General features: G+C 49.2%; 19 protein-coding genes. All 19 read right to left on the reverse strand.

Features of this window, described 5'->3' with window-relative positions:
* Positions 1-61 precede the first annotated feature (61 nt).
* Positions 62-589: a hypothetical protein gene (locus AC6I8Y_RS27300; protein WP_498023572.1), complete on the reverse strand. Its 528-nt coding sequence runs from the start codon at positions 587-589 to the stop codon at positions 62-64.
* Positions 589-1428 (reverse strand): hypothetical protein, encoded by an 840-nt coding sequence (locus AC6I8Y_RS27305; protein ID WP_498023574.1) that lies wholly within the window; start codon positions 1426-1428, stop codon positions 589-591. The genes AC6I8Y_RS27300 and AC6I8Y_RS27305 overlap by 1 nt, the downstream gene beginning before the upstream one ends.
* Positions 1429-1485: 57 nt before the next feature.
* Complete coding sequence (locus AC6I8Y_RS27310) at positions 1486-2592, reverse strand: toprim domain-containing protein (RefSeq protein ID WP_498023576.1); 1107 nt, start codon at positions 2590-2592, stop codon at positions 1486-1488.
* Positions 2579-2833: a hypothetical protein gene (locus AC6I8Y_RS27315; RefSeq protein WP_498023578.1), complete on the reverse strand. Its 255-nt coding sequence runs from the start codon at positions 2831-2833 to the stop codon at positions 2579-2581. Before AC6I8Y_RS27315 ends, AC6I8Y_RS27310 begins: the two co-directional genes overlap by 14 nt.
* Positions 2830-3105, reverse strand: a complete 276-nt coding sequence (locus AC6I8Y_RS27320) for a hypothetical protein (RefSeq protein WP_498023580.1) — start codon at positions 3103-3105, stop codon at positions 2830-2832. The genes AC6I8Y_RS27315 and AC6I8Y_RS27320 overlap by 4 nt, the downstream gene beginning before the upstream one ends.
* A gap of 10 nt (positions 3106-3115) precedes the next feature.
* Positions 3116-4465 (reverse strand): DnaB-like helicase C-terminal domain-containing protein, encoded by a 1350-nt coding sequence (locus AC6I8Y_RS27325; protein ID WP_498023582.1) that lies wholly within the window; start codon positions 4463-4465, stop codon positions 3116-3118.
* A gap of 14 nt (positions 4466-4479) precedes the next feature.
* Positions 4480-4764 (reverse strand): hypothetical protein, encoded by a 285-nt coding sequence (locus AC6I8Y_RS27330; RefSeq protein WP_498023584.1) that lies wholly within the window; start codon positions 4762-4764, stop codon positions 4480-4482.
* A gap of 56 nt (positions 4765-4820) precedes the next feature.
* A complete protein-coding gene (locus tag AC6I8Y_RS27335) occupies positions 4821-5582 on the reverse strand; it encodes a hypothetical protein (protein WP_498023586.1) in 762 nt (253 codons plus the stop codon).
* 122 nt (positions 5583-5704) lie between these two features.
* Complete coding sequence (locus AC6I8Y_RS27340) at positions 5705-5989, reverse strand: hypothetical protein (protein ID WP_498023588.1); 285 nt, start codon at positions 5987-5989, stop codon at positions 5705-5707.
* A gap of 111 nt (positions 5990-6100) precedes the next feature.
* Positions 6101-9463, reverse strand: coding sequence for a hypothetical protein (locus tag AC6I8Y_RS27345; RefSeq protein ID WP_498023590.1), 3363 nt, complete (start codon positions 9461-9463; stop codon positions 6101-6103).
* 36 nt (positions 9464-9499) lie between these two features.
* Complete coding sequence (locus AC6I8Y_RS27350; RefSeq protein ID WP_498023379.1) at positions 9500-9706, reverse strand: hypothetical protein; 207 nt, start codon at positions 9704-9706, stop codon at positions 9500-9502.
* Positions 9706-15348, reverse strand: a complete 5643-nt coding sequence (gene gpJ / locus AC6I8Y_RS27355) for a TipJ family phage tail tip protein (protein ID WP_498023380.1) — start codon at positions 15346-15348, stop codon at positions 9706-9708. The genes AC6I8Y_RS27350 and gpJ overlap by 1 nt, the downstream gene beginning before the upstream one ends.
* Complete coding sequence (locus AC6I8Y_RS27360) at positions 15326-15712, reverse strand: NlpC/P60 family protein (RefSeq protein ID WP_498023381.1); 387 nt, start codon at positions 15710-15712, stop codon at positions 15326-15328. The genes gpJ and AC6I8Y_RS27360 overlap by 23 nt, the downstream gene beginning before the upstream one ends.
* Positions 15712-16341 carry a phage minor tail protein L gene (locus AC6I8Y_RS27365; RefSeq protein WP_498023382.1) on the reverse strand — a complete coding sequence of 210 codons (630 nt, stop codon included), beginning with the start codon at positions 16339-16341 and terminating at the stop codon, positions 15712-15714. The genes AC6I8Y_RS27360 and AC6I8Y_RS27365 overlap by 1 nt, the downstream gene beginning before the upstream one ends.
* A gap of 96 nt (positions 16342-16437) precedes the next feature.
* Complete coding sequence (locus AC6I8Y_RS27370) at positions 16438-16794, reverse strand: hypothetical protein (RefSeq protein WP_498023383.1); 357 nt, start codon at positions 16792-16794, stop codon at positions 16438-16440.
* Between the two features lie 9 nt (positions 16795-16803).
* Entirely contained in the window at positions 16804-20199 is a 3396-nt protein-coding gene (locus AC6I8Y_RS27375; protein ID WP_498023384.1) for a tape measure protein, read from the reverse strand.
* Between the two features lie 11 nt (positions 20200-20210).
* On the reverse strand, positions 20211-20435 hold the full coding sequence (locus tag AC6I8Y_RS27380; RefSeq protein WP_498023385.1) for a hypothetical protein: 225 nt from the start codon (positions 20433-20435) through the stop codon (positions 20211-20213).
* Between the two features lie 92 nt (positions 20436-20527).
* Entirely contained in the window at positions 20528-20854 is a 327-nt protein-coding gene (locus AC6I8Y_RS27385) for a hypothetical protein (RefSeq protein WP_498023386.1), read from the reverse strand.
* Between the two features lie 93 nt (positions 20855-20947).
* Entirely contained in the window at positions 20948-21472 is a 525-nt protein-coding gene (locus AC6I8Y_RS27390; RefSeq protein WP_498023387.1) for a hypothetical protein, read from the reverse strand.

The following is a 21472-nucleotide window of genomic DNA, read 5'->3' on the forward strand; positions in this document are numbered from 1 at the left end:
GTTGCTAAGCACTTACTTATATTAAAAGACGTACTGAGGGCAAAACAGACAAGCCAGTGGCTTAGAACATACCCCACGAGCTGCCATGCAGTGCGGCTGTGCCCTTACCAACGCCTAATCGACGCTCTTCTTCCACCACATCGTCAATCTCTGCAATGCGACGCTCCACTGACTCTTCAAAGGTTTCTGAGGGATCGGGCTCTCGGGCTTTCATCTCTTCGCAGTTGAGCACCACGCGGTTACGGATCTTGCGAGCGTTTGCGACCGTCAGACGTAGCTTGTCGGAAAGTAGGACGCGCTCAAACTCCTCTTCATCCTCAAAATCCATGAGCAGCTTTTCATGCTCGACGCGGTTTCGACCTAGCTTTTTGGTTTGCGTGGACTGATATTCACGCTCTGCGTCAGCGCGGTCTTCGAAACTGTCGAAAAGCAAGCGGTGGGCATTGGAGCGCGCATTCGCTTGGTAATTTCGAATGTGGTAATAGATCTGCTGCGTCCCTTCTTTGATGCTGACCAATACGTTCACGTAGTTGCGACGACTGTCATCGTCCTTGTCGCGCAATATGCTGCCTGTTAAGAAAATCTTCATTAAAACAATCCCCATTTGCCTTCGTTCATTAATTTGGTTTCATTGATGAGGTCATCTAACTCCTCATCCAGCTCTTCTAACTCTGTTTTTGATTGCTCAGGTTGGACACCCGTATGCGTCATCCCCGTTTCTCCATAAGGGTCGGTGCTCCAACCTTTAAACTTCGCATCAGACATTTTGCCTGTCTCCAATACTGATTTTGCGGCCGAATCGGACGCTCGCTTGAACGCTTCCGCCATCCTGTCGATCGCATCACTTGGCACACTCGATTCAATATCGATGCGAGGAGCAACTTCGGTGTCTCTTGTGTTGTCTGACATTTCAAACAGAGGCTTGATGATGAGATCTGACATGGTGCGCGGGGTGATTTGCAATCTGCCACAGAGCGCATTAATTCCAGCATCAGTAATAAGATCTGACGCGCTTAGGGCATCGCATATCGTTATTAATGGGTCTCTCATGAGACCATCAATATATTGAAGTTTGGTCGTCGTCATCGAGTACTCAGCTGCACCTGCACTGCGTGAAAAAGTGGGTTCGATTGGAAGCATTTCAGCGCGACAAAACTCCATTGGCATTATGGTTTCTAACGCCTTTTCAAGATTGCGCTCTGCGGTGTTGGCGTTGAAGCCTTTGCCATCCGTCTTTGAGTGATTAATGGCAAACTTAGAAAGCGAAGAGCATTCGCTTAATAGAGGTTCGAGACGCCCCGAGCGCATGTTTTCATAGGCCACTAACACAGCAGTAGAAACATAGGTGTTAACACACGCCAAAGAGACAACATAGACGTCTTCGCCTAATGATGTCTTCAGTCGTTGCACGGCAATATAATTTCTCATCGTATGACTCTGTTTGATTCGTTTAATTAGTATGCAATCATCTGTTCGGGCTATCAGTTATGCCCTGCGGGATCGGCTGATGATGCTTTGAAATAGCTTTGAACTGGTCGGCGGTAGTGAGCGATGGTAAGCGCGAATCACCTCACTTGGTGGCACTTCGTTTGGGTCCTTGTCTTTGGGCAAGACTGCGACTCTGACTTCCAATCCGATTGAAATGATAAGACGAGCCGCCTTCACCGCAGACTTAAGCGCTGCGCTCTCTCCGTCCCACATCATCACCACGCGTTTTAACCCTCGATCGCGCATCTTTGCGAGTACACCCAATTGGTCGTCTCCTGTTGCGCTGCCTGAGCTGAGATTCTTACCAAACGACCCAATGTGCCCCACGTTACGAAGCGCAACGTCTTCGTCCATTGCCATCTTTGCTGCGATCACATCAAACGCCCCTTCACACATCACCACTTCTTCAAGCCCCATGCAGTTGTAGGCGTTGTAGAGAAAGCGAGCGGTACCCGGGAGTCCATTCGGGAACAGGTACTTTCTGTCCGAGACACCCAAAATGTCACGACCCTGAAAAGTGACGATGTCGCCCTCATGATTAAAGATTGGGATGATGATTCGCTTGTCGTAATTCTGCCAATGTCGTTTCCCTTCATGATCGAAGTAAACGTATTGCCCTTTGTGGCAGTATCGAAGGTGAAAGAACGCAGCGATCTCTTTGGTGATGCCACGATTGGACAGATACTTGGGTATCGTGTCTTTGTAGGGAAGCTCGACGCTTTCGGGCAACTCCACCTCATCCACTGGCTCAAAATCGACAGCCGTTGCGATCTTGCGTTTGGCTATCCAACCTTGCTCTTTGGCGTAGTCGCGAAGCTTATCGATCGTTTCTTTGTTGTCCGTGTTCCACAGGTGACGAGCGAAGCTAAACAGGTTGTAGCCAGGTTCGCCAACACACGCCCCATGAAAGCAGTTCCCAAGCCCTGTTTCTGAGTTGAGATACACTTTCCAACTGCTACCGCCACAACGAGGACAGTGCTTTAGATTCAACTGAGAGCCACTTGAGCCAAAGGTTCGTTTATACGCAACGCCTTCGTAATCCATGAAGGTTTCTGGATCGATATAATCCAGTAGCTCCGCAATGTCCGTATCAGTGCTTGCCATACTTCTCTCTCAATGCTTGCTCGACCACGTAGGCGATGCGAGTTCGAATGGGCATGTAAGGGCGTCGATAGGTGGTCATCTCTTTTCGCTTAGCGACCAAAGTCTTCATTGGCTCAAGCAAGTCCACCTCATCGCACACCACAAAGTCGACGCTTGTGCCTCGAATTTGCCCAAGACTCATTACAAGCTGCGCGTACGTTGACTTGCCTGCTCTTGCCGCGCCCAATAACGTTCTCATCATTGCCCCCATTTGTCGTAGTGACCGGCTTCCCATGCATGAAACGCCATGATTGCAGTGCCTTGATACGGATTGCGCTCACTTTGCTCCGAGCCGTAGCCCTGCAGGTAGTAACGTCTGACCGAGTCATCCATGTCTAAACCGCCTATGAAGTCTCGCTCCTGAGTCTTTCTAGCCTGCTTGACCGCTGAGTACGTGCTTTTCACCTCGTGCTCAACAGTTTTCGGTTTGAGAAACGTCAGTTCCCTATCATTAAGAATTTGCGAGACGTCCATAGCTACACTCCTATTCGTATCCAACGACCGACTTAATCGCATGACCCTTACTAAGATCGCGAGTGATTCGCATCGTAAACTCACCTTTTTGGTTTCGAGAGGCAGCGAAGAACAAACGCGCTTCCCCTTTCGCCATTTCCTCTTCGGTGGCGTTAATCGAGATCACCAAGTCAGCGGTTCGAATTTTGTTGAAGTCTTCCGCAGCGTGTTCGGCTTTCGCGGTCACGGACTTGTGACCATCACGGTTGGTCTGTGTCGCAGACAACATCGCCAGCTCTTCACGCTGAGCAATCGCACGACAATCAACCCAAATCGTCCGTGAGTTCTCGATCTCATTTGCCACCCAACGGTTCGGGGCCATGATGTCGAGATAGTCGATCACGACAGCATCAAACTTAATGCCTTGCGCCTTGTAGTTCTCAATGAGGTTTTCCAAGTCCACTGGTCGGAACGAGCCAGATGGGAATTCATGCAGCAGGAACTTACCTGGCTTTTTCTTCGTGACGGTTTCAGCGACACGCTCTTGAATGGCGAGAATGTGAGAGCTGATTGCATCAATCTCAACATCAGAAACACTGGCATCAAGACGCTCAGAGATGACGTCCTTTGATACTTCAAGCGTGACCCCTAATACATTCTTACCTTGCAGCGATAGCAGCTTGCCAAAGTCCCACAGGTGGAACGTTTTGCCTCGCTTCGCGCCTGCGAGTAGAACGGTCAGCTCTTTGAGACCCCACCCTTTGTGATAAAGCACCTTGTCGAGCTCTGGGATACCTGTTGATAGTCCGTTGGGCTTGATTTTGCCCGACTTCACATCAACACGGTGATCGGTACGACTCTTGATCTCTTCCCAATAGTCATAAGGTGCAGAGTCAGCGTGTGGACCCACCAAGAACGCTTTGGACATGATCTCTTCAGCCTTGTCCATGTTGTGTCGCTCTATCGCATCAAACGCATCCAACATCGCTTGCTGAATGGCTTGGTGACGAGCAAACTCACCCACTTGGTCGATAGCGTAATCACGCGCTGAAATATCCGCAGTGAAGATCGCCTTCAGCTTCTCTTTACACTCTTCGACAATGTCATCACGGATGCGACCGGCGGCGACCGCTTTCTTAAAGAGCGTGACAAAGATGGCAGGCTCTAACGGGGCGCGTTTGTATTTCTCGTGGAACTTGATAGCCAAGTTGACCAGTGTTGCGTCTGCTCGGTTATCAAAGTACTCCGCTTTTAACAGTCCTTCTGTTCGTCGTGCAAAGATCCCGTCGCGCACTTGCATGGCAACGATTTTCTCCTGAAATTCAGGGTCGAAGTCAGTAAATTTGACCTCTTCTTTTTCTTCCAGTGCAGCTTCGGTCATCACTTAACCTCTAGTTACGCAGCGGCGTGTTCTGAGGTGGTGAATGACTCGATCGCGCTTTTGAAAATAGCGATGTCGCGAGACGTTCGTTTGTCCTTGACGATGATGGAGAACTTGTCGAAGTTGACGACTTGTCCGTAAACTGTGCCGTCGCTTAGGTCAAAGCGCATTTCCGTTTCATTGCGCTTGGCGTTGAGCAACATGAATTCATGAGCGTCCAGCTGACGACGAGGTTTGTTGGTGCGCGCTGGCTTTCTCAGTGTGTCGCGTGATTTGTTTCGGTTCTCTTGATAGCTCATTGTTAACTCCATGTATTGATTGCTTCTAACGTTTACTTTACTGATCTGTGAAGGGGTCACGACGCAGACCTGCGGCTTAGATTGCGGGCTCGTAGAATGACGCTTTCACTGAAATGACTTCGGATCATCTGAACGGGAATGACAGGGTTATTGAATCCGTGCTCCGACAGTGCGAATTCAGGATTTACACGAACCTTAAGCTGTTCGATGACCCATTCAGCGTGTTCAATTTGAGAGGGGTGGTCTTGCCAATTTTGGATTTGATAGAAAGGGTTTGAGGCGACGTACATCTTTTGTGATGCCAGCTCTGCCCAACGGTCGATGATCCCGTTGACGATATTTTCTGAGTAGAGCTGTGATGGATTTGGCGTTCTCTGCCATATACGCCCTACAGCGGTTTTCATCCCCGACATGCAAAACACATTGTAAGGAATGCCATACTCATCGGCCTTCTGTCTTGCTTTCCAAACGGACGTGCAGTTTCGAAAGGCTTGAGCAACGCCTGTCTTCTTCTCTTTCTTTATAGCAGCAAGTGATTTGCCTAATGGATCGGTCTTTGGAAGGAATGAGCGAGGGCTGTCACCCTCAGCTTGTTGATAGTCCACATGCAGGCGAAGCATGTAGCGATATGCTTCTTCATAGTAGTGTGCAAACAGGTACGAACGTTGAGTGGGGTGCATCAAGCGATAATCAAACCAAGCTGTCTCATTCAGCTTGCGCTCCTTTTTCAGCAAGGAGTCACTTACACGCTCTAATGCAACCTCATCACACTGAAGGTCAGTTAATTCCGCACCCTTGAATTCCTTCAAAATCATCACTATAGGCTCTGTTTCTATTATTTAAAATATTAATCATAAGTACTTACTTAAAGCAATATATCTTATATTAGTAGAAACAGCAAAAAGTGATGACGGATAGTAAATAGGGTCGGGATGGTCGGTTATCGCTTCGGGTGGACTTGAAGCTCTCCCCGCTTAAGCCTGTCCACGAGGATGCTCATTGTCTTGTCCAGATTGGACATGGTTTCTTCCATCTTCTGACGTTCAACCTTGTTTTCGGTGACCAGTTGCTTAACAACCGTCATCTGTAGGTCTTGTGATTTTTTATGGTTTTCAATATCTTGACTTAACAGAGCCATGCCCTTGTTGACGTCGAGAACGAAACCTCCCAAAAAGATGATGAGTGCGGTAATCACACTCACCATCACCTTTCTTTCCATTGTCATAGCCTTACCCTCTAAAAGATGAACATGTGTGTTTGGTTAAATCTTAAGCGATAACTTAACAGTAACACATTGCACACCAAAAATAGAGAGTGAGGTTATAAGGTTATTGCATTAAGCCGTGACTTGTCGCCAATCTGACCACGTTCCGTAGCTTGCGACTCGAACCCAAGCTGTGCCTGCTCCATACGTTGAACCATCTTGCGAGTAAATCAGCTCTTGCTTCACAACGGCCCCACCTGCTGAGCGAGTCACGGTGAGTAATCCCCTGCCGGTTTCATCGATCGGATAGTTGAGCGCAAGCAAACCTGAGCCACCCGTGGACTTATTCAGCAAGTACACCATGATCTGAGTGTCGTTTGGCTTCTGACTGAATTGTTTGTGCGGATCAACACCCAGCTCAGTATCTAAGTCCACATCCTGATTCTTGTGCTTATGACTGCCATAGTCAGGGAAGCTTGTGTTCTGATCTCGGTTTTCAAGATCGATAAGGTTGATGTCGATATAACCTGCGGTTGCAGTGAGCCAACGCGTATCACAGATAAAGTTGCCTCGCTTGTTCACCACACCATCCACTCGAATATTCAGGCAATAGCCAGGTTGGTCGAGGTCGATGGTTTTGTCTGTCGATGAATCGGCATTGAGCACCATGTTGAGCAGCATCAGCGTTGCCACACCATCCAGCTTGGTATCACCCACCTCGTCACGAATCCCTGCGCTACTGATTCGATTTCGCACCAGACCAAAGTTACCGTCGATTTGTCCGTGAATGACACCGTCCATGATCAGCGCAAAACCATGTCGAACATAGCTATCGAACACAAAGCAGGTTTCATCAGCCATCTTGGTGCCATTGAATCGCCATGTGCCTGCAGAAATAGGCTGTCGCCATCCATACGTCAGATGACCACCGAACATAGTCAGGTTGTGACAGTTCACATTGGTATTGGAGCTGTCAGCTTTGAAGATGACGTCCGTTCCGTAGAACTCGACGTTCGCGGTTTCAGGAATGAAGTTAGCCCCGCTGTAGGTCTCTGAGCGAATTTCACCGCCATAGACTTTACACACCATCTTTCTACCATCGATCGGACTCTCACTACTGCCAAAGCGCGCGTATTTCTCGGTCACTACGTTCGTTAGGATGGTGCCGCGAGTATTGGTCGAGATGTAGTTGAAGGTTGAGTCTTTGACATGAATGCCGTAGGCACGACCATAGTTAAAGAACGCTTCACCTCGCACGTTATCAATCGTGATCTGATGCGCGGTTTCACCAAAGCCCACACCTGAAATTGCAACACCCACGCTACCCGTACAGCCCTGAATGACAATGTCGTGCTCCCAAGAGCCGTGAAAACTAAATTCCGTCTCGGCGTTATCAAAGCCGTGTGAGTTTCGAACTGAGCAGCGAGCCGAAGCCGTGAAGTCGACAACGTGACGACCACGCTCTAGATGGGCGCCATTAATATGAACATGACGACTAGAGCCAACCTGCATGAAGTAACCCTCACCGCCATCAGTTGCTTTCGCGTCCTTACCACTGCCGCGATTCATCGTCAGTCCTCTCGTTGAGTAACAAACGATAACAGGGTTGTACTGCCCTTCCATGTGAATGTCAGTCAAAAGCGCATTGGTCGCTCGCATCACGGCAATGCCTGTGATGGAGTTGTCGCGATCCACACTACTCTCGTCCGTGATACGCATGTTTTTCAATGTGACGTTGAAAACCGGCGTGACCTTAGTAAAATCGATAGTGCCTTCAAATCCCCAGACAAAAATCTCATCGAAGGTGACCGAGGTCGTGCCATTCACGCTTTGCACTTTGGCTAAACATTGATAGTGCGGTCTGCCATCGTTCGTTGCCCACGAGTTGTCAGTGTCCATCACCACGTAATCACCTGGCGAAAGGTTGAGAGCAGAGAGATCACAAGTGATGGTATCGCTGCCTGCTTCAATGGACGAGGTGACGTTCTCTAGCGTTTCAATGGTTTCACCATGAATGTTGAAGATGCCATTACTTCGACTCTGGTTGACGTTTACATGCGATCCATCGTTGTCCCAAATGATGTGACACCCCTTGAGGTCGATGTACATGTTATCGCGCAGATAAGACGGTCTACGAAGACGAATCACATCGTCGGTGGCAGCATAGAAGTTGGTTTGCGTTGCAATCGCGTTTTGCATCATGTCCGTAGCGTCAGTGCCATCACAAGGAATGCCAAGCTGCCTCACGTTCATTAGACTCGTTCTGACCAATCGCGCCACATACTCTGTACCCAGAATCACTTCGGTTGCGTCATCGGTGATCACGTTGCCTTTTAGCTTAGGGTTTTCAGCCCAACCATCATTGAGCGGGTAATACTCGAGTGCACCGCCAGTGGTAATTTTCAGCTCACGAATTCCACCGCGGATATTGTCGCTGGATTTACCAATTTGAAAATCACCTGATGAGTCAGCTAGGAACACCACCTTGATATCATGCTCAAGTCCGTCTGTTGGGATTGAGCCGCCCGTGCTGACCTGCTCAACATCATCGACAAACACCTGAACATTAACGCTGTTACGCCACTCTGTGTAAAACGAGCGCATTAAGTCATCGCCTGTCGTGACGTTTGACAAAAAGGACACCCAATACTCTTGTCTGAGCACACCTGACAGTTTGAACTCAACGGAGTCACCTGCTTTGAAGTCGTAGTGACCTAGCTCGATGTAGCCACCCACCGACAGTCCTTCTACGAACGAGTAAACATCGGCTTGCACTGCGCCCCAACCTGCAGTGACAAAACCCACCGCGTTTAGCTCGCGCTGCGAGTCTGCCAAGCTCTCTAATTGATAGAACGCTTCACCGCCATCACCTTCTGCGTAGTAGCCCTTTGGATGAATGATATCGCCAGACTGCAAGTCAGACGTATCGAGGGATTTCATGGCGTCGATCGTGCTTGGGCGGTTCGCAATGGCTCGCGCTTTTAACTCGGCTTGCTCTGCTTCATTTTTCGCAGTGAGAACTTGCCCATGAAGCTCAGTGACTTGGTCTTTCAATTGAGTGACCAGTTCAGCTGCCTGCGTTGCGGCATCTCCTTTTGCGACTGCGATGTCTTTCGCGTCGGTCGCTTCGGTACTGGCATCAGTCATTTGAGTGGCGAGCGTGTTTAGCTGCGACTCAATGTCTTGGATCTGCGTAAGGTGCTGTGCTGTGAGATTGGAGGCGTTTAGGACGTCATCAATATCTTGTGAGATCAGCGCTTCGATAGCGACTGCGGCTTTCGCTGCTTTGTTCTCTGTTTCTGCGGGGGTATCGACAAGACGACCCACACCTGTACTGTCAGTTAAAAGGCGCTGACCTTTGTTGTCTGCGTTGGTGTCGTCGTCGCTATTAGGGCCACCGAGCCAATCGCGCTGCTGATCGATAAACAGTTGCCAATCCGCAATGACACTTGCCATTTGCTCGAATAGCTCACTTGTGGTTACTGGGGTTGTCATTTCTCTCTCCAAATAATTCGTTGATTACTGATTTGATTACACATCGAGGGAGGAGTAAGAGACGCCACGTCTAGCCAGTTCTGCTCTAGCGATTTCCCAACTAAAGTAAAACTTCGTGCCATCTTCTAAAGTGGCGAAGCCCAGATCGTCGTCTAGATTCGTCATCGCCACTTTCTTTAAAACGTCTTCATCTACGCGAGCTATTGCGTCCTCGTAAATGTCCGTGATTTCAAGGGTCTGCATTAGATAAGCTCCCATAGTTGCCAATTGATATCTTGCGTGCTCATGTTGTTGTTTCCGTACATGTAAACCGAGTACACCAATTGCTGTTGACTGGTGCCGGTCGCACCATTCCATGCTGTGATATGACGAGGCGTGACTTTCACACCCCACCACATACCTGTTCCTGATTCTGAGCTTGCTGAGCTTGCGCCTGCTGTCGCAACAAAGGTGCGTTGGTCATTCCAAGAAGCAGTGGCATAACCTGTGTTGATCGTGCCTGAGCTGCCGTTGTAGAACGTACCCGACAGCTTGCCTGACGTTCTCAATACCTTTGAGCCAAGTACTTGTGTTGCTTGTAACGTCCCTGAGAACGTACCGCCTGCACCGTCGAGATCGCCTGAGAATGTGCCCCCTTTCGCTTCAATGTCTTGCACCCACATCTTGCCGCTTTCGTCCACGAAAAAGGCGTGACCTGAGTGATCGCCCGAGCCAATACCAATTTGGCCACCGTTGATGTCAACGGCTTCCAACTGCTTGATAAGGGCTGAGCGAATGTAGGTGTTGTCATCGACAACCGAAAAGACCGACTCTGCACTGTCACCGCTGCGAACCGTAAAGACGTCAGCATCGACCACGAACTGAGTGGATGAGCCGTCGTTATAGAAGCCCACACCGCCTTGCAGTCCATTGATGGAGGTTTTGATTTCCCACTGAGCACTGTATTTGTCATCGACGCTTGCAGCCGCTTGCAGCACTTCTTGAATGGCCGCGTAGCTTTCATCTGCGGAAGCACTGAGCTTGTTCGTGACCGAGGTGATAGAGTCGTTTGTGTTCGACAGCGCAACAGTCTGACTATTGATCTGTGCTTGCAGATTTTGCGCTGAGCTTTGATATTCCGAGCGCATGGTGGTTTCGAGCAGTGAAATGCTGCCATTGGCATCAGAGATCGCCAGTGCGTTGGTGTTCACCAGAGCTTTGACTGCATTGTCAGCTTCAGCAAACTCCGTGCGTAGCGTTTCAACAGACGAGGCAATCGACTCATTCGCCGATGCGATCGCTGCGGTGTTCGTTGAGACTTGTGCGCCTAGTGTGGTGTTCAGTGAGTTGATCGACGCCATGAGCGATTCTTCTGCGGTTGCAAGTGCAAGATTGGCTTGCTCAACCTCTGACTTGTTCTCCGCAATCTGCGCCATCGTGCCATCTTCCCCGTAGGTGATGTCACGGATGTTCTGACGCTCATAGATGACCTGCAAAATCGCCGACAGACCTGACTCTGCGCTCTTATCAATCTGACTGTCCAGATAATCAAAGCGGTCGCTCAGACCATCAATCGCTTCATCGATTTTTGGCGAGACTGCATCTTGATAGTCTCGCTCATCAATCAAATCCAATCGCCACTCATACAGCGTATGGTCAGTGCTTGGCACCACAGACGTTTGGTTGTAGGCAAAACCAATGAATCGAGAGGTCTCGGTTCGCGTCTCTGAGATGTTCGTACCTTCCATGTCATCGGCATACATCACCCACGTTACCGACACATCGATGTCTTCAGAGATAGAGCTCGGTCTTGACCACTCGGTATCTTGATAGATCGCCATGTTACAGAAGGTGCGAGTGGACGAGTACAGCTTATATTTCTTGGTTTCTTCTGCGACGACTACGGTCGGTGTTAGGGTCCACAAACCCCCATCAGGCAATGGTGACTCATACGTACCGCCCGTTGGCGTCTCTGGATCGGTTTCTGCCCATTGATACACAGTGACCGTGTTGTACGAACGCGCCGTGTTGGGCACACCCTGACCGCCGTATTTCATGTCAGATGGGTGACCTGCCTTATCCAGCGTTCTGAGCCAGTAGAAATGCGACTTACCGACGACATCACTGGTTTCAGTCATGTGATCATAGCTATTGAGCAATGTCGCGTGGATCTTGTTTGCGTGTTGAAGGACTTTGTCGCCCGACCATGATTCTGGACTATCAAGCTCGATAGGATTGCCATCAATCATCGTGCCTAGCTCAACAGAGTAGATCTCGGTTGCAGACAGCGTGTTGATTTCCACATCCCATGTCAGTCGTACCCCACCCATCAATGATTCAATCGCAACATTGGTTACGAAGTAAGGGTTATCACTGACGCCAAGCGGTACGTGACTGATGAGAGAGGATAGACCTGGCTTACCCAAAATATCGATTGGGACAATGTGAATCTCGACCGGCGAGTTTCTGCGAACCACAACCGTCGCTGCAGACGCATATTCACCAACAAGCCTGATACCTTCACCGTGTTGCTTCACCAATACTTGCGCGTGACGATAGCGAATCGAATCATGAGACCACTCCACCACAAGACTGACATTCTGATCAGAGGCTTCGTAGCGTTCGGACTCTGTGATGCGTAAATCGGACACTGCACCAATGACTTTCTCAATCACCACATCTTCAATGGTGAAGCTCATGTCATCGTCTTTGAGTGCTCTAGGGTCATACTCAAGGCAGGTGATTTCACGAGTCAGACTGTCGCCTGTTAGACCAATCGAACGAATGGTGAATTCACGGCTGATGTTGTTCTCATAGCCAATCACAAAGCCCTGATATTGTGTTGGTACCGATTCAGGCAAGGTAATACGAACTTGATCGCTCTTTTCGTCCGAGACAAGCGTAGTGACCGCAATGTTCTCAACAACATCGGTGTCTTTGAGTGAAACGGTTTGACCTACTGTAAATGCAGAGCCATCACTGACGATAATGCCCTTCTCATCGTTTGACGCTGTAAACGTGTCTAAGATAGCCACATCTGAATCAGCGACGACAGCACGCAAAATGCGTTCGGACGTCTCAGGGGCGAAGTCTCGCAGCGTGATGTAGTCTCCATAGACAGAGTCGATCACATAGCTGCCCCTATCGACAACATCGAGCGACAAAATCATTCGCCAATCTTGGCCAGACTCAAACAACACCTCTTGATCGAGGGTCAGCAGATACGTATTGCTGCCTTCGTCTGTTACTGCGCGAAGTTTGCCAGCTGCGCCCCACTCCATCATGTTATGTTGCACGGTCACCACATCACCGATGGTACATGCCAGTGATTCAATCGGAGCGGTGAACGATACCGTTTGGACCAACTTATTCATGTTCAGTGAGTAGATGGCTTCTCGAATGGCACGTTCTTGAGTGACCACACCTCGCATGGTGGTTGAGGTGGAGTTGATACGAGCCCCAAGCTCTAGGGCGCTCTCGTCCGTCACTCGAATGGTTTTCGATGCGTAGCCGTCGTTCTCTTCAAAGTAAGTCAGCTCAATCTCATTGGCGCGATCTTCCGTTGGCAACCACGCCGTCGAGAAGGTGCCTTTTTCGATGTTGTCCTGACCAAAACGCATCACAGGCGTTTTCTCTTTCTCAACAGAGACAGAGTATCGAGTGCCTGCGCGAAGCGGTGTTGCACGGCCTACACGGAAGACTTGAGACAGTGAATCCCATACGTTCGTTCTCGTGGACATCACACCGCGATAGCTCAGATTGTTCTCTTCACAGAATGCTGCCCACGCCTTGAATGCGTAGAAGTCCAATCGAGCAGGATGAATGCCTGCACCGTATCTCGTGTCGGTCAGCATGTCCCATGCAATCCAAGCAGGATTGTCGTGACAGTATTCATTGTTGGTATAAATCAGGCTGTCAGAGGGCAACAGAAGATGCGCAGGCAGCAAAAGACCGCGCTGATCAGGAATGACGTTACCGCTCACCAGTTTTAGCGTCTCTCGCTTCTCATCATCGGTCGATAGACGTGGCTCACCATAGATGCTCTTTTCTCGTGTCGTCACAGGGTAGTGATCAAACTGACGCTCTGAGAGTAAGATGGTGGTGCGATAGAATGGCTTGTAACTTGGCGCCCAACAACTGTTCCCCTCATCCCAAACTCGAATCACCTTGCCCGGGTGTTCCACCGTGACATTCGGGATGCTGCTGATTTGATCGGTCACTTTGATTTTCAGCGACATCATGGTGCTGTAGTTGTACGCGATACCGACTTCTTGAATCTCGTTAACTTCATTCCAGATGATCGTTTCACGAATGCGCGTACTGGTAGAGGCGTTCGTGACTCGTCGCAGTCTGATCTCATAGCGACCTTGTTTTAAAGGCGCAGATTCAAAGCTGAATCGAGTATTGGATGATGATGAGCTGCCTGTTAGGGTGGTTTGCTGACCGGCTTTCGCGCCTGCGTCCATGCCCGAACCGTTGTAGCTTGAGACAAATGGGTTCACTGCATGAAAGTCATGGTAAGTACCGACCTTCTTATCATCGACATACAGATCGCCATATTCATACGCAGGTGGTTGAGAGGTGCGATTTGGCTCTGCGCCCGTGTAGTAGCTTTCCGTTTCGAAGTTGTCGCCACCACCGCCACCATAGCGATTGGTTTTCAGAACCGAAGTGCCGCCGCTTGTCGTGACCGCGTCACCTTTTAAATCCCAATCAGAACCCGAGCCAACATAGTGGTTTTTATACGTTTTACCCTGAAACTTGTTTGGGTAAGTTGGATCGATGTACTGAGTGCCCACAGGTACTTTGGTAATGTTCGAATCGAAATCGTATCGACGGTAGTCGCCGTTCTCGTCTTCATAGAAGTCAAAGATGTAACCGAGTGCTGCGTGACTTTCTTTGATGGCAGTCGAAAGCGGCATCCATTCAGACGTCCCTTCTTCTCTGATCTGCATAACGATATTGGCACTGCGAGCGTTCTCGTTGCCATTGTCATCAATGCTGACCAGACCTGCATTAATATTGACCTGCACTGCATCGACTTCGACTTGGTCTGACGTGGTGAAGTAGGTCCAGGTGTCTTTGTCTACCAGCTCCGAATTGTTGCTGATCGCAATCGGGGTGATCTGTCTGCTGAAGCCACGAGGGATAGACTGTCCGTCGTTACCATTGTAGAAATAGACCTCTGGTTCATCAGAGAGCGTTTCAATTGGCTGCTCGTTGATTTCAATGGTGCTGCGATCGATAGAAGGTGAGACACCCTCACCTAAGTTAATCAGCATGTGAAGGTATTGGGTCTGACCGTCCAGACTCGTGTAGTTGCCAACAATGTTGCCTGCAATGCGGTGACGACCGTAAACCAAAGGCACAGGAATGTTATCGTTAGAGCTGTTTTTCGCGCCATCAATGCCGTAGGTGTAGTCTTTGCTTGTGCCATCACCATAGTTAGAGCTGATGTCATCGATCGTTGGAGGCAGAACCGCATTAATTAGCATGCTGCCGCCAATACTGACAGCTGCGGTCGCGGCAAAGCCCATCGCTGTCGAAGCGCCTGCCCCTGCAAAGCCACCTGTTAAGCCGCCAAGCGTGAACGCACCCGCACCAAACGTGAAATAAGTCAGCGCAACGACCGCGACCAAACGCATGATGGCTTTGCCACCGCCACCACCGCCACCGTGCATCATTGGACAGATGACAATCACATCGTCGGCTTTCACGTATTCATTGGCTAACTCATCCTGCAGGACGTTTCGACCACTGACAGAAATCGCGTAGCTACCTTGCAGATCACCAATGTAATCTTGCAAGGACAGATCGCTTTGCCATTCTCGCTCTAGATGCAGCCGATCATCGGGCAACATCGGGTTTTTAATGACAACAAAATTAATGCTCTGTTGTTCCAACATACTCATAAAATCCTTCAATTCGTTGCGACCAATTATTCAGGCGCTCAATGCATACCCCGCCTGTTGCTTCTGATGTGTGAATGAATAGGTTGTCGCCAAGATACATCGCGACATGCCAGTGATAGACGCCAAGCCTCATGAGCATGACTGCCCCTTTCTTTGGCTCGACTTTGCGCCACAGCACCTTTTCTGAGTGCATGATGTTCGCTATGGTGTGTGCGCTCTCATCGGGGGTGTGATAGTCAGGGATCGCGATTTCCATGCGCTTATGAAGCTCAACAATCAACCCATAACAATCGAGCGCTTCTTTAGGATCGCGCGCGTTGTATTCGAACCTGACGCCAATCAAATCGATGTACTTCATTACAAGTTCCTCACTGTGATGGATGGAAAGCCGCCATAACGAGAAACGTTGTCGTGAGCCTGACAGCCGTTATCACCAAGCAAAGTGAGATCGCAGGTTGTCTTATCCCCTGTGTAGCCACACTCTGCTGATTTGAATTTGTGGGAGCAGCGATCTCTTAGCTGTGTGCGATTAGGAAAGCCGCGTGTCAGTGGGTTCTCAGCGCCAAGTTCAAGCGACACCACGTAATCCGCAGCCGAACTCGACATGACATTAAAGACCTCTGAGAAGTCCACCTGTGATGCTTCAGATTCGTCAGGTGGTACCGTGACCAACTTGACGATGATCTCTGTGCCAACCAAGCCACGATAGGAGCGAAGATAAGGCGTTAAAAAGCCCACTTGGTCTTGCACAGACAATTGGATGTTTTGAATCTCACCGGCTTCGTCAGCAAGATCTAATGAGAAAGGCAAGCGAACGTAAGTCTCACCATCAACCACGACGTCTGCCGAGTTATTGGTTAAGTAGATTTTCTCTACAAAGCTGCCACTGTACGGGTCGTAGAGATTGGCTTCGATTGCAAACACCATTGCATTCGAAGAGCTGATCTTGTTCTTCTCGATCACGGTCGAGATACTTACATTCTGCATATTCGCCTCATAAACACATTAAGCACTTACTTAATAACCTACAGTGTACAACAAACCACCATAGCGTTTGCAAGTAAAAGCCCCTTTCGAGGCTAGTTAGACTTCTTCGATCGTAATGCCAGAGACGTTATAGCGGTGATTGCCGCCCATGCCCTGATAATCGTACTTTGGAAGGGTTTTAAAGCGAACGTTAATGTTCTCTTGTGTGTCTGGAATGACGTAAGAAAAGATCAGATACGTGCCGTGATCTTCCACAAAACGTTCAATCGCTGCCTTTTGAGCTTCACTAATATCAGTGAATCCTGTTTTGAATCGTCGCCTTGCTCGACGCGAGTGACGAGGACGGGAGTACGTGTAACCCCCATCCGTCTCTGAGTGCATGCCCTTGTCTTCATGCTCTTGGTCGTACTTTGACGAATCTTCATACACACCATTGGGAGGAAAAAGTGCCATGTTATCTCCTTACTTACGGTTTAGTGCGTCACGGAACTTACCTGGGCGAGAGGCAGCTTTCAGAACCACATCGGTAATGTACTTCTCACCGTCAAATCGATAGCTGTGCTCCGCTTCTGCTTGCATGCCCGTTTGGTTGATGACATTGACGACCGGTGCGCCACCTTCTCCGCCTTTCATCGTGACAGGGATGGTTCGACCGTCAGGCAAAGGCACATACGCTTCATTCATTCGACCTTCACCAAAGACCGCTACTTGAGGGGAGTCCGCAATGCCACCATTTGAGTACATCTTCAAAGGCATTGAGCCTTGAGCACTCATAATGCCGCCATCAGCAAAGAAACTTGGGAATGCTGCCTGCATACCTTGCATCATGCTCATCTTGATCATGAAGCTGGCGAGATCGCTGGCAATGTCGTTAATCATGTCTGAGAAGCTTGCGCCTGTATCGACAATGGACGTTGAGATTGCATCAAACACGCCATCGAATGCGCCTGCCAACTCATCATCGACTTGGTTGGACATATCCGTGATAGAACGACTGAGGTTAAACCACGCATCGTTCTTAGGATTAATGGCATCGGCTTCGCGGCCGGCCATCTCCAAACTCAAGACAATCTGATCGATCGCTTCTTTGGTTCGACGCCACTCTTCAGTGCCTTCTTTCTGAGTGCTGAGCTTCTTCTCTAGGACTGATTTCACTTGCTTCAGTCCATTCTTCGTTTTGTTGGTTTCGTACAGGTAGCGACTCATCTCAGTGCCCAAATCCAACATGATGTCTTCTTGGTATTCACGCTGCTGAATGATGATGTTGTTGAGGTCAATCTCTTTCGCCATGTTCGACAACTTCATCAAGGCGGCTTGCTGATCAGACGACAGATTGCCACTGGTTGCTTTCTCTAGCTGAGAGCGCATTTCCTTAATCGCTTCCGCGTTTTGCTCACTGGCGGTTTTCCACTCCATGAACTCATTGAGTGATTTACCCTGTGAGGTACCCAACTTCTTCGCAAACGACAAAGTGAGGTTTTGAAGACGCTTGTTCGCCTGCTCAAGCTCTTTCATGCCATCTTGCTCAACCTTGTAAGCATGAATCGCAGCATCGGTGCGATCGGCTTGCACACGCAGTGCCTGCCTATCTGCATCGCTCACCTTCAGCTTGCCAGACGCTAGATCTTCTTCGAGTCGAATACGATGCTCACCGTAGTCAATCTCTTGCTTAATTCGCTCTAGACGATGCACGTGAAGCGCCTCAGACTTCTTTAGCTTAGAGAGTAAGCTTTCTTCTGAGGTCTGCTGTGTCGAGTTCATCTGTAGCGATTTGATTTCATTCTTCTCGATCTTCTTTTGCATATCGAGACGATACTCAGTCAACCCTTTAATCAAGCCTTCACGATGAGCAATCTCTTGGATTTGCTGCTTGGTTAGCTCGCCTTCCGAGTTTCTAATCTCATCGTTAGCGGCTTTCCACTCAGCAACCTTTTTGTTCTCGATATCGATAAGTGCGGCCACCGCAATCTGACGCTGCTCAAGTTGGCGAGCGTTGAACTGCTTGGTGTACTCATCGTTACTGAGGTTCTGGGTTTCAAGCTCTTTCTTGATAGCTTCAATCTCAGAGGTGTAGGTCTTACTGATTTCAGCAAATTGCTCACGCAGCATGTACGATGCCTGACTTGAGCCTAAGTCCATTGAGGTTGAACGCATGAACTGGATGCCCGACTGAATGTCTTTATCCAGCTTGTTCTTGGTTTTGATGAGGTTGTCGATTTCATCTGCCAGAGCCGCTTTGTCTGTTTCAGAGATCGCTCGATACTCACCACGCGCATTCTCATACGAACCATTGTTTAGCTCGCGCTGCTTCTTAGCGATTTCCGCTTCAATCTCACCGAGACGTTTCTCAGCACTGGTTAACTGCTCAGCGGTCGCCCCTGCACCACTGCTCTTCATGATAGCTGCGGCAGCTCGACGCTGTTTCAAGATGAATTCGTCCAATGCGTAGATAGCTGCGGTGATACCGACCGTAACGACTGTAGTCCAACCGCCAATCGCATTGAACATGTTCTTACCTGCTTTCACGATGCTGCGGCTGGTACTGTTGTATTTGTTTTGCAAAGCCGTCGCCTTCGCAATGTGCTGCTCGTGAGAGCGGTTAAGCTCATTCAGATAAGTGCCAAAGTAGGTCTTCTGTGCATCGAGCGAGGCATTGGTTTGTTTAGCGAAGTTCATCGACGCTTGGTAAGCGACTCGAGTATTTGCCTCGATAGCCTGACGACTTGATGCAATAGCGCGATCGGTACGTGCCATTAACCGGTCGATTCGACCCTGCGCTTTAGCTGCTGACATGGATGCCTGATCAAAGGCAGTGGTCAGCCCTGCTTTGAGTTTGTTCACGGTGGAGACTGCGACCAAACCTAACAGCGCTGCGGTGATCTCTTTAATGTGAGACACAAAGCTGCTGCCTGCTTGGAACGTTAGATTCGCGATGCTCGATAGAATTTCACCAAACTTCTCAGCTGACGCCATTGCTTCAGGCGAGATAAGAATTTGGTCTAACTCGGTCGCCAGGTTCTTAATCGTATCGTTAAAGCCGGATTCACCGACCTTTTGCGACAAGATAGTGAAGTCATTGGCAATGCGGTTCTTTAAGCCATCCAGTGTGCCTGCCATGTTTTCCGCAGCACCCATCGACGTAAACGCCATCTCATTGAATAGCTCACGTAGCGACGATTTTGCTTCGACCGAACCAGTCGAGATCTTCTTCACCATTTCGCTCATGTGCATACCTGTTGCACTGGACATGAGTTTCATGACGGTTGGGATTGCTTCACCCGCTTGCTGACGTAATTCTTCCATTGAGATTACGCCTTTACCTGCCATTTGTTGAATCGCAACAGACAGACGCTTGAAGCCTTCAGAGTTGGTACCCGCTTTTGCCGACGCATCAACCATCGACTTGATTGCCTGCTCAGTGTCTTCGATACCGGCCGCTTTCAGCTTCGCCATACCATCAGCGATCGCTTGAATAGAGAAAGGCGAGGTAGACGACATATTGATGATCTCGGTCACCGTATCTCGTGCTCGCTCCATTGCATCAGCGTAGCTTTCTGCGCCTGTGTCCATACCTGCGATGAGCACCTGCGAACGTTCCAGTTGGGCGTTCTGAGCAAGAATAGCGCGAGGCAGACCTGTAAAGATGAGGTTGAGGTTTTCGACAGCACTTCGCGCCAAGCCAAGAATGATCGCTGCATCACGCATCTGGTGAAGCCACGTATCTTGATAGCGAACAGCGGTTTTGGTGGATTTGCCGAGTTTATCGAGTGATTGGGACGATCGATTAACTCGACCAATGAATGCGTCAGCCCCGTTCAAGACAAGACCGACAGCAATGTTTCCTGCGTTGTTACTCATTGGGACTCCTGTTACATGAGCGATTTCAACATATCAATCGCGCCAGACTCCGCCTTGACGAATGTCTTGCGTTCTAGCTGATAAATTTCACCCTGTTCCATGACCAATGTTTGATGCAGTTTTGTGGCTTGTTCTCCGTTCGTTGACGAAGCATTGAGTGCCAGTTTTCTCATGTCCTGTTCGGCTCGAATGCGAGAGATCTGCTTTTCCATCGCAAAGAACAATCGAACAGGCATGGCGAGTGCTTGTTCAGGGGTAACGCTGTAGAAATGACAAAAGCGAGAGAAGATAAATAGAAAGTCTGCCGACTTAATAACTCGCTCTGCCTCTACGCCTTTCCCTGCTCTGCCTCTTCTGTTTCTTTGGTTGCTTCCGTAAGCTCAATATCAGAGGCGTTCGCAAAGCGAATAAGCGCTTGAATCTGGATCAGCGTTAACCCTCGAATGTCTTCTTCAGGAGCATCAGGAAGGATTTGCTTAGCTGCGCTCACCATTGCCTCAAACATTGCGGTTTCATCGTCTGATTTCATGGAGTTCGCCATCTTGACGTTTTCCACTAGGTTACCGATCGTCTGCTCATGAATGTTGTAAGTAGTGCCCTTAAGCACGATAGTTCGTGTAATGCCCACTAATTCATCAAGATTTAATAAGTTCATAGCTTCGTTCCTGTTAAAAAAATGCTCCTACTAAGTAGGAGCATGATAACAATTAATACACCGTTAAGTAAGTAATTACTTAAGGATAGGGTATTACTCTGTTGCTGTCTCGTCACCGAAGTGATACAGCTTGCCAGTTGCGGTGTCTGGGTAGCCTTTAAATTCAACGTTGAACACACGCTCTTGGTCGAGTTTGTAGGCAAAGTTCATCGCACCTTCGGTCGCTGCTTTCGGGATCACGATGTCTTCTGATTTGTCGTCGTCAGCCAACGCGATTGGGTGCAGTACCAACTCTTGCGCGTTATCGAGCAGGCTCAAGCCGATACCTGTGGTCACATCCACACGTTTCTTGTTTGAGTCCGTGCCGTCCGTCACAAGAGTCGCACCTGGCATGATCGAAACAAGCGTTTCCAGTGTCGTTTCTGCCAGTGGCGCAGACACTTTGATGTTTCGACCTGTGATGATGTTGTTCACAACGGTGTCACCGAACTGGTCAACTTTGGTTTCGTGAGTGCTCGTTTCTACCGTCAACTCAACACCACCTAACGTCAGACCAAGGTCTTGACCATTGAAGGAGATTTTACAAGTACCCAGCTTGATGTTCTTTGTATCGCTCAT

Source organism: Vibrio sp. KUL78 (assembly GCF_059725505.1).

What these genes read in the sequence shown, in the direction of transcription:
- AC6I8Y_RS27350 (WP_498023379.1), bottom strand. Translation starts at nt 9,706, where the DNA reads ATGCAGACCCTTGAAATCACGGACATTTACGAGGACGCAATAGCTCGC.
- AC6I8Y_RS27315 (WP_498023578.1), bottom strand. Translation starts at nt 2,833, where the DNA reads ATGATGAGAACGTTATTGGGCGCGGCAAGAGCAGGCAAGTCAACGTAC.
- AC6I8Y_RS27365 (WP_498023382.1), bottom strand. Translation starts at nt 16,341, where the DNA reads ATGCAGAATGTAAGTATCTCGACCGTGATCGAGAAGAACAAGATCAGC.
- AC6I8Y_RS27385 (WP_498023386.1), bottom strand. Translation starts at nt 20,854, where the DNA reads ATGAACTTATTAAATCTTGATGAATTAGTGGGCATTACACGAACTATC.
- AC6I8Y_RS27320 (WP_498023580.1), bottom strand. Translation starts at nt 3,105, where the DNA reads ATGGACGTCTCGCAAATTCTTAATGATAGGGAACTGACGTTTCTCAAA.
- AC6I8Y_RS27310 (WP_498023576.1), bottom strand. Translation starts at nt 2,592, where the DNA reads ATGGCAAGCACTGATACGGACATTGCGGAGCTACTGGATTATATCGAT.
- AC6I8Y_RS27345 (WP_498023590.1), bottom strand. Translation starts at nt 9,463, where the DNA reads ATGACAACCCCAGTAACCACAAGTGAGCTATTCGAGCAAATGGCAAGT.
- AC6I8Y_RS27380 (WP_498023385.1), bottom strand. Translation starts at nt 20,435, where the DNA reads ATGCCTGTTCGATTGTTCTTTGCGATGGAAAAGCAGATCTCTCGCATT.
- AC6I8Y_RS27375 (WP_498023384.1), bottom strand. Translation starts at nt 20,199, where the DNA reads ATGAGTAACAACGCAGGAAACATTGCTGTCGGTCTTGTCTTGAACGGG.
- AC6I8Y_RS27325 (WP_498023582.1), bottom strand. Translation starts at nt 4,465, where the DNA reads ATGACCGAAGCTGCACTGGAAGAAAAAGAAGAGGTCAAATTTACTGAC.
- AC6I8Y_RS27390 (WP_498023387.1), bottom strand. Translation starts at nt 21,472, where the DNA reads ATGAGCGATACAAAGAACATCAAGCTGGGTACTTGTAAAATCTCCTTC.
- gpJ (WP_498023380.1), bottom strand. Translation starts at nt 15,348, where the DNA reads ATGTTGGAACAACAGAGCATTAATTTTGTTGTCATTAAAAACCCGATG.
- AC6I8Y_RS27360 (WP_498023381.1), bottom strand. Translation starts at nt 15,712, where the DNA reads ATGAAGTACATCGATTTGATTGGCGTCAGGTTCGAATACAACGCGCGC.
- AC6I8Y_RS27370 (WP_498023383.1), bottom strand. Translation starts at nt 16,794, where the DNA reads ATGGCACTTTTTCCTCCCAATGGTGTGTATGAAGATTCGTCAAAGTAC.
- AC6I8Y_RS27305 (WP_498023574.1), bottom strand. Translation starts at nt 1,428, where the DNA reads ATGAGAAATTATATTGCCGTGCAACGACTGAAGACATCATTAGGCGAA.
- AC6I8Y_RS27340 (WP_498023588.1), bottom strand. Translation starts at nt 5,989, where the DNA reads ATGACAATGGAAAGAAAGGTGATGGTGAGTGTGATTACCGCACTCATC.
- AC6I8Y_RS27300 (WP_498023572.1), bottom strand. Translation starts at nt 589, where the DNA reads ATGAAGATTTTCTTAACAGGCAGCATATTGCGCGACAAGGACGATGAC.
- AC6I8Y_RS27330 (WP_498023584.1), bottom strand. Translation starts at nt 4,764, where the DNA reads ATGAGCTATCAAGAGAACCGAAACAAATCACGCGACACACTGAGAAAG.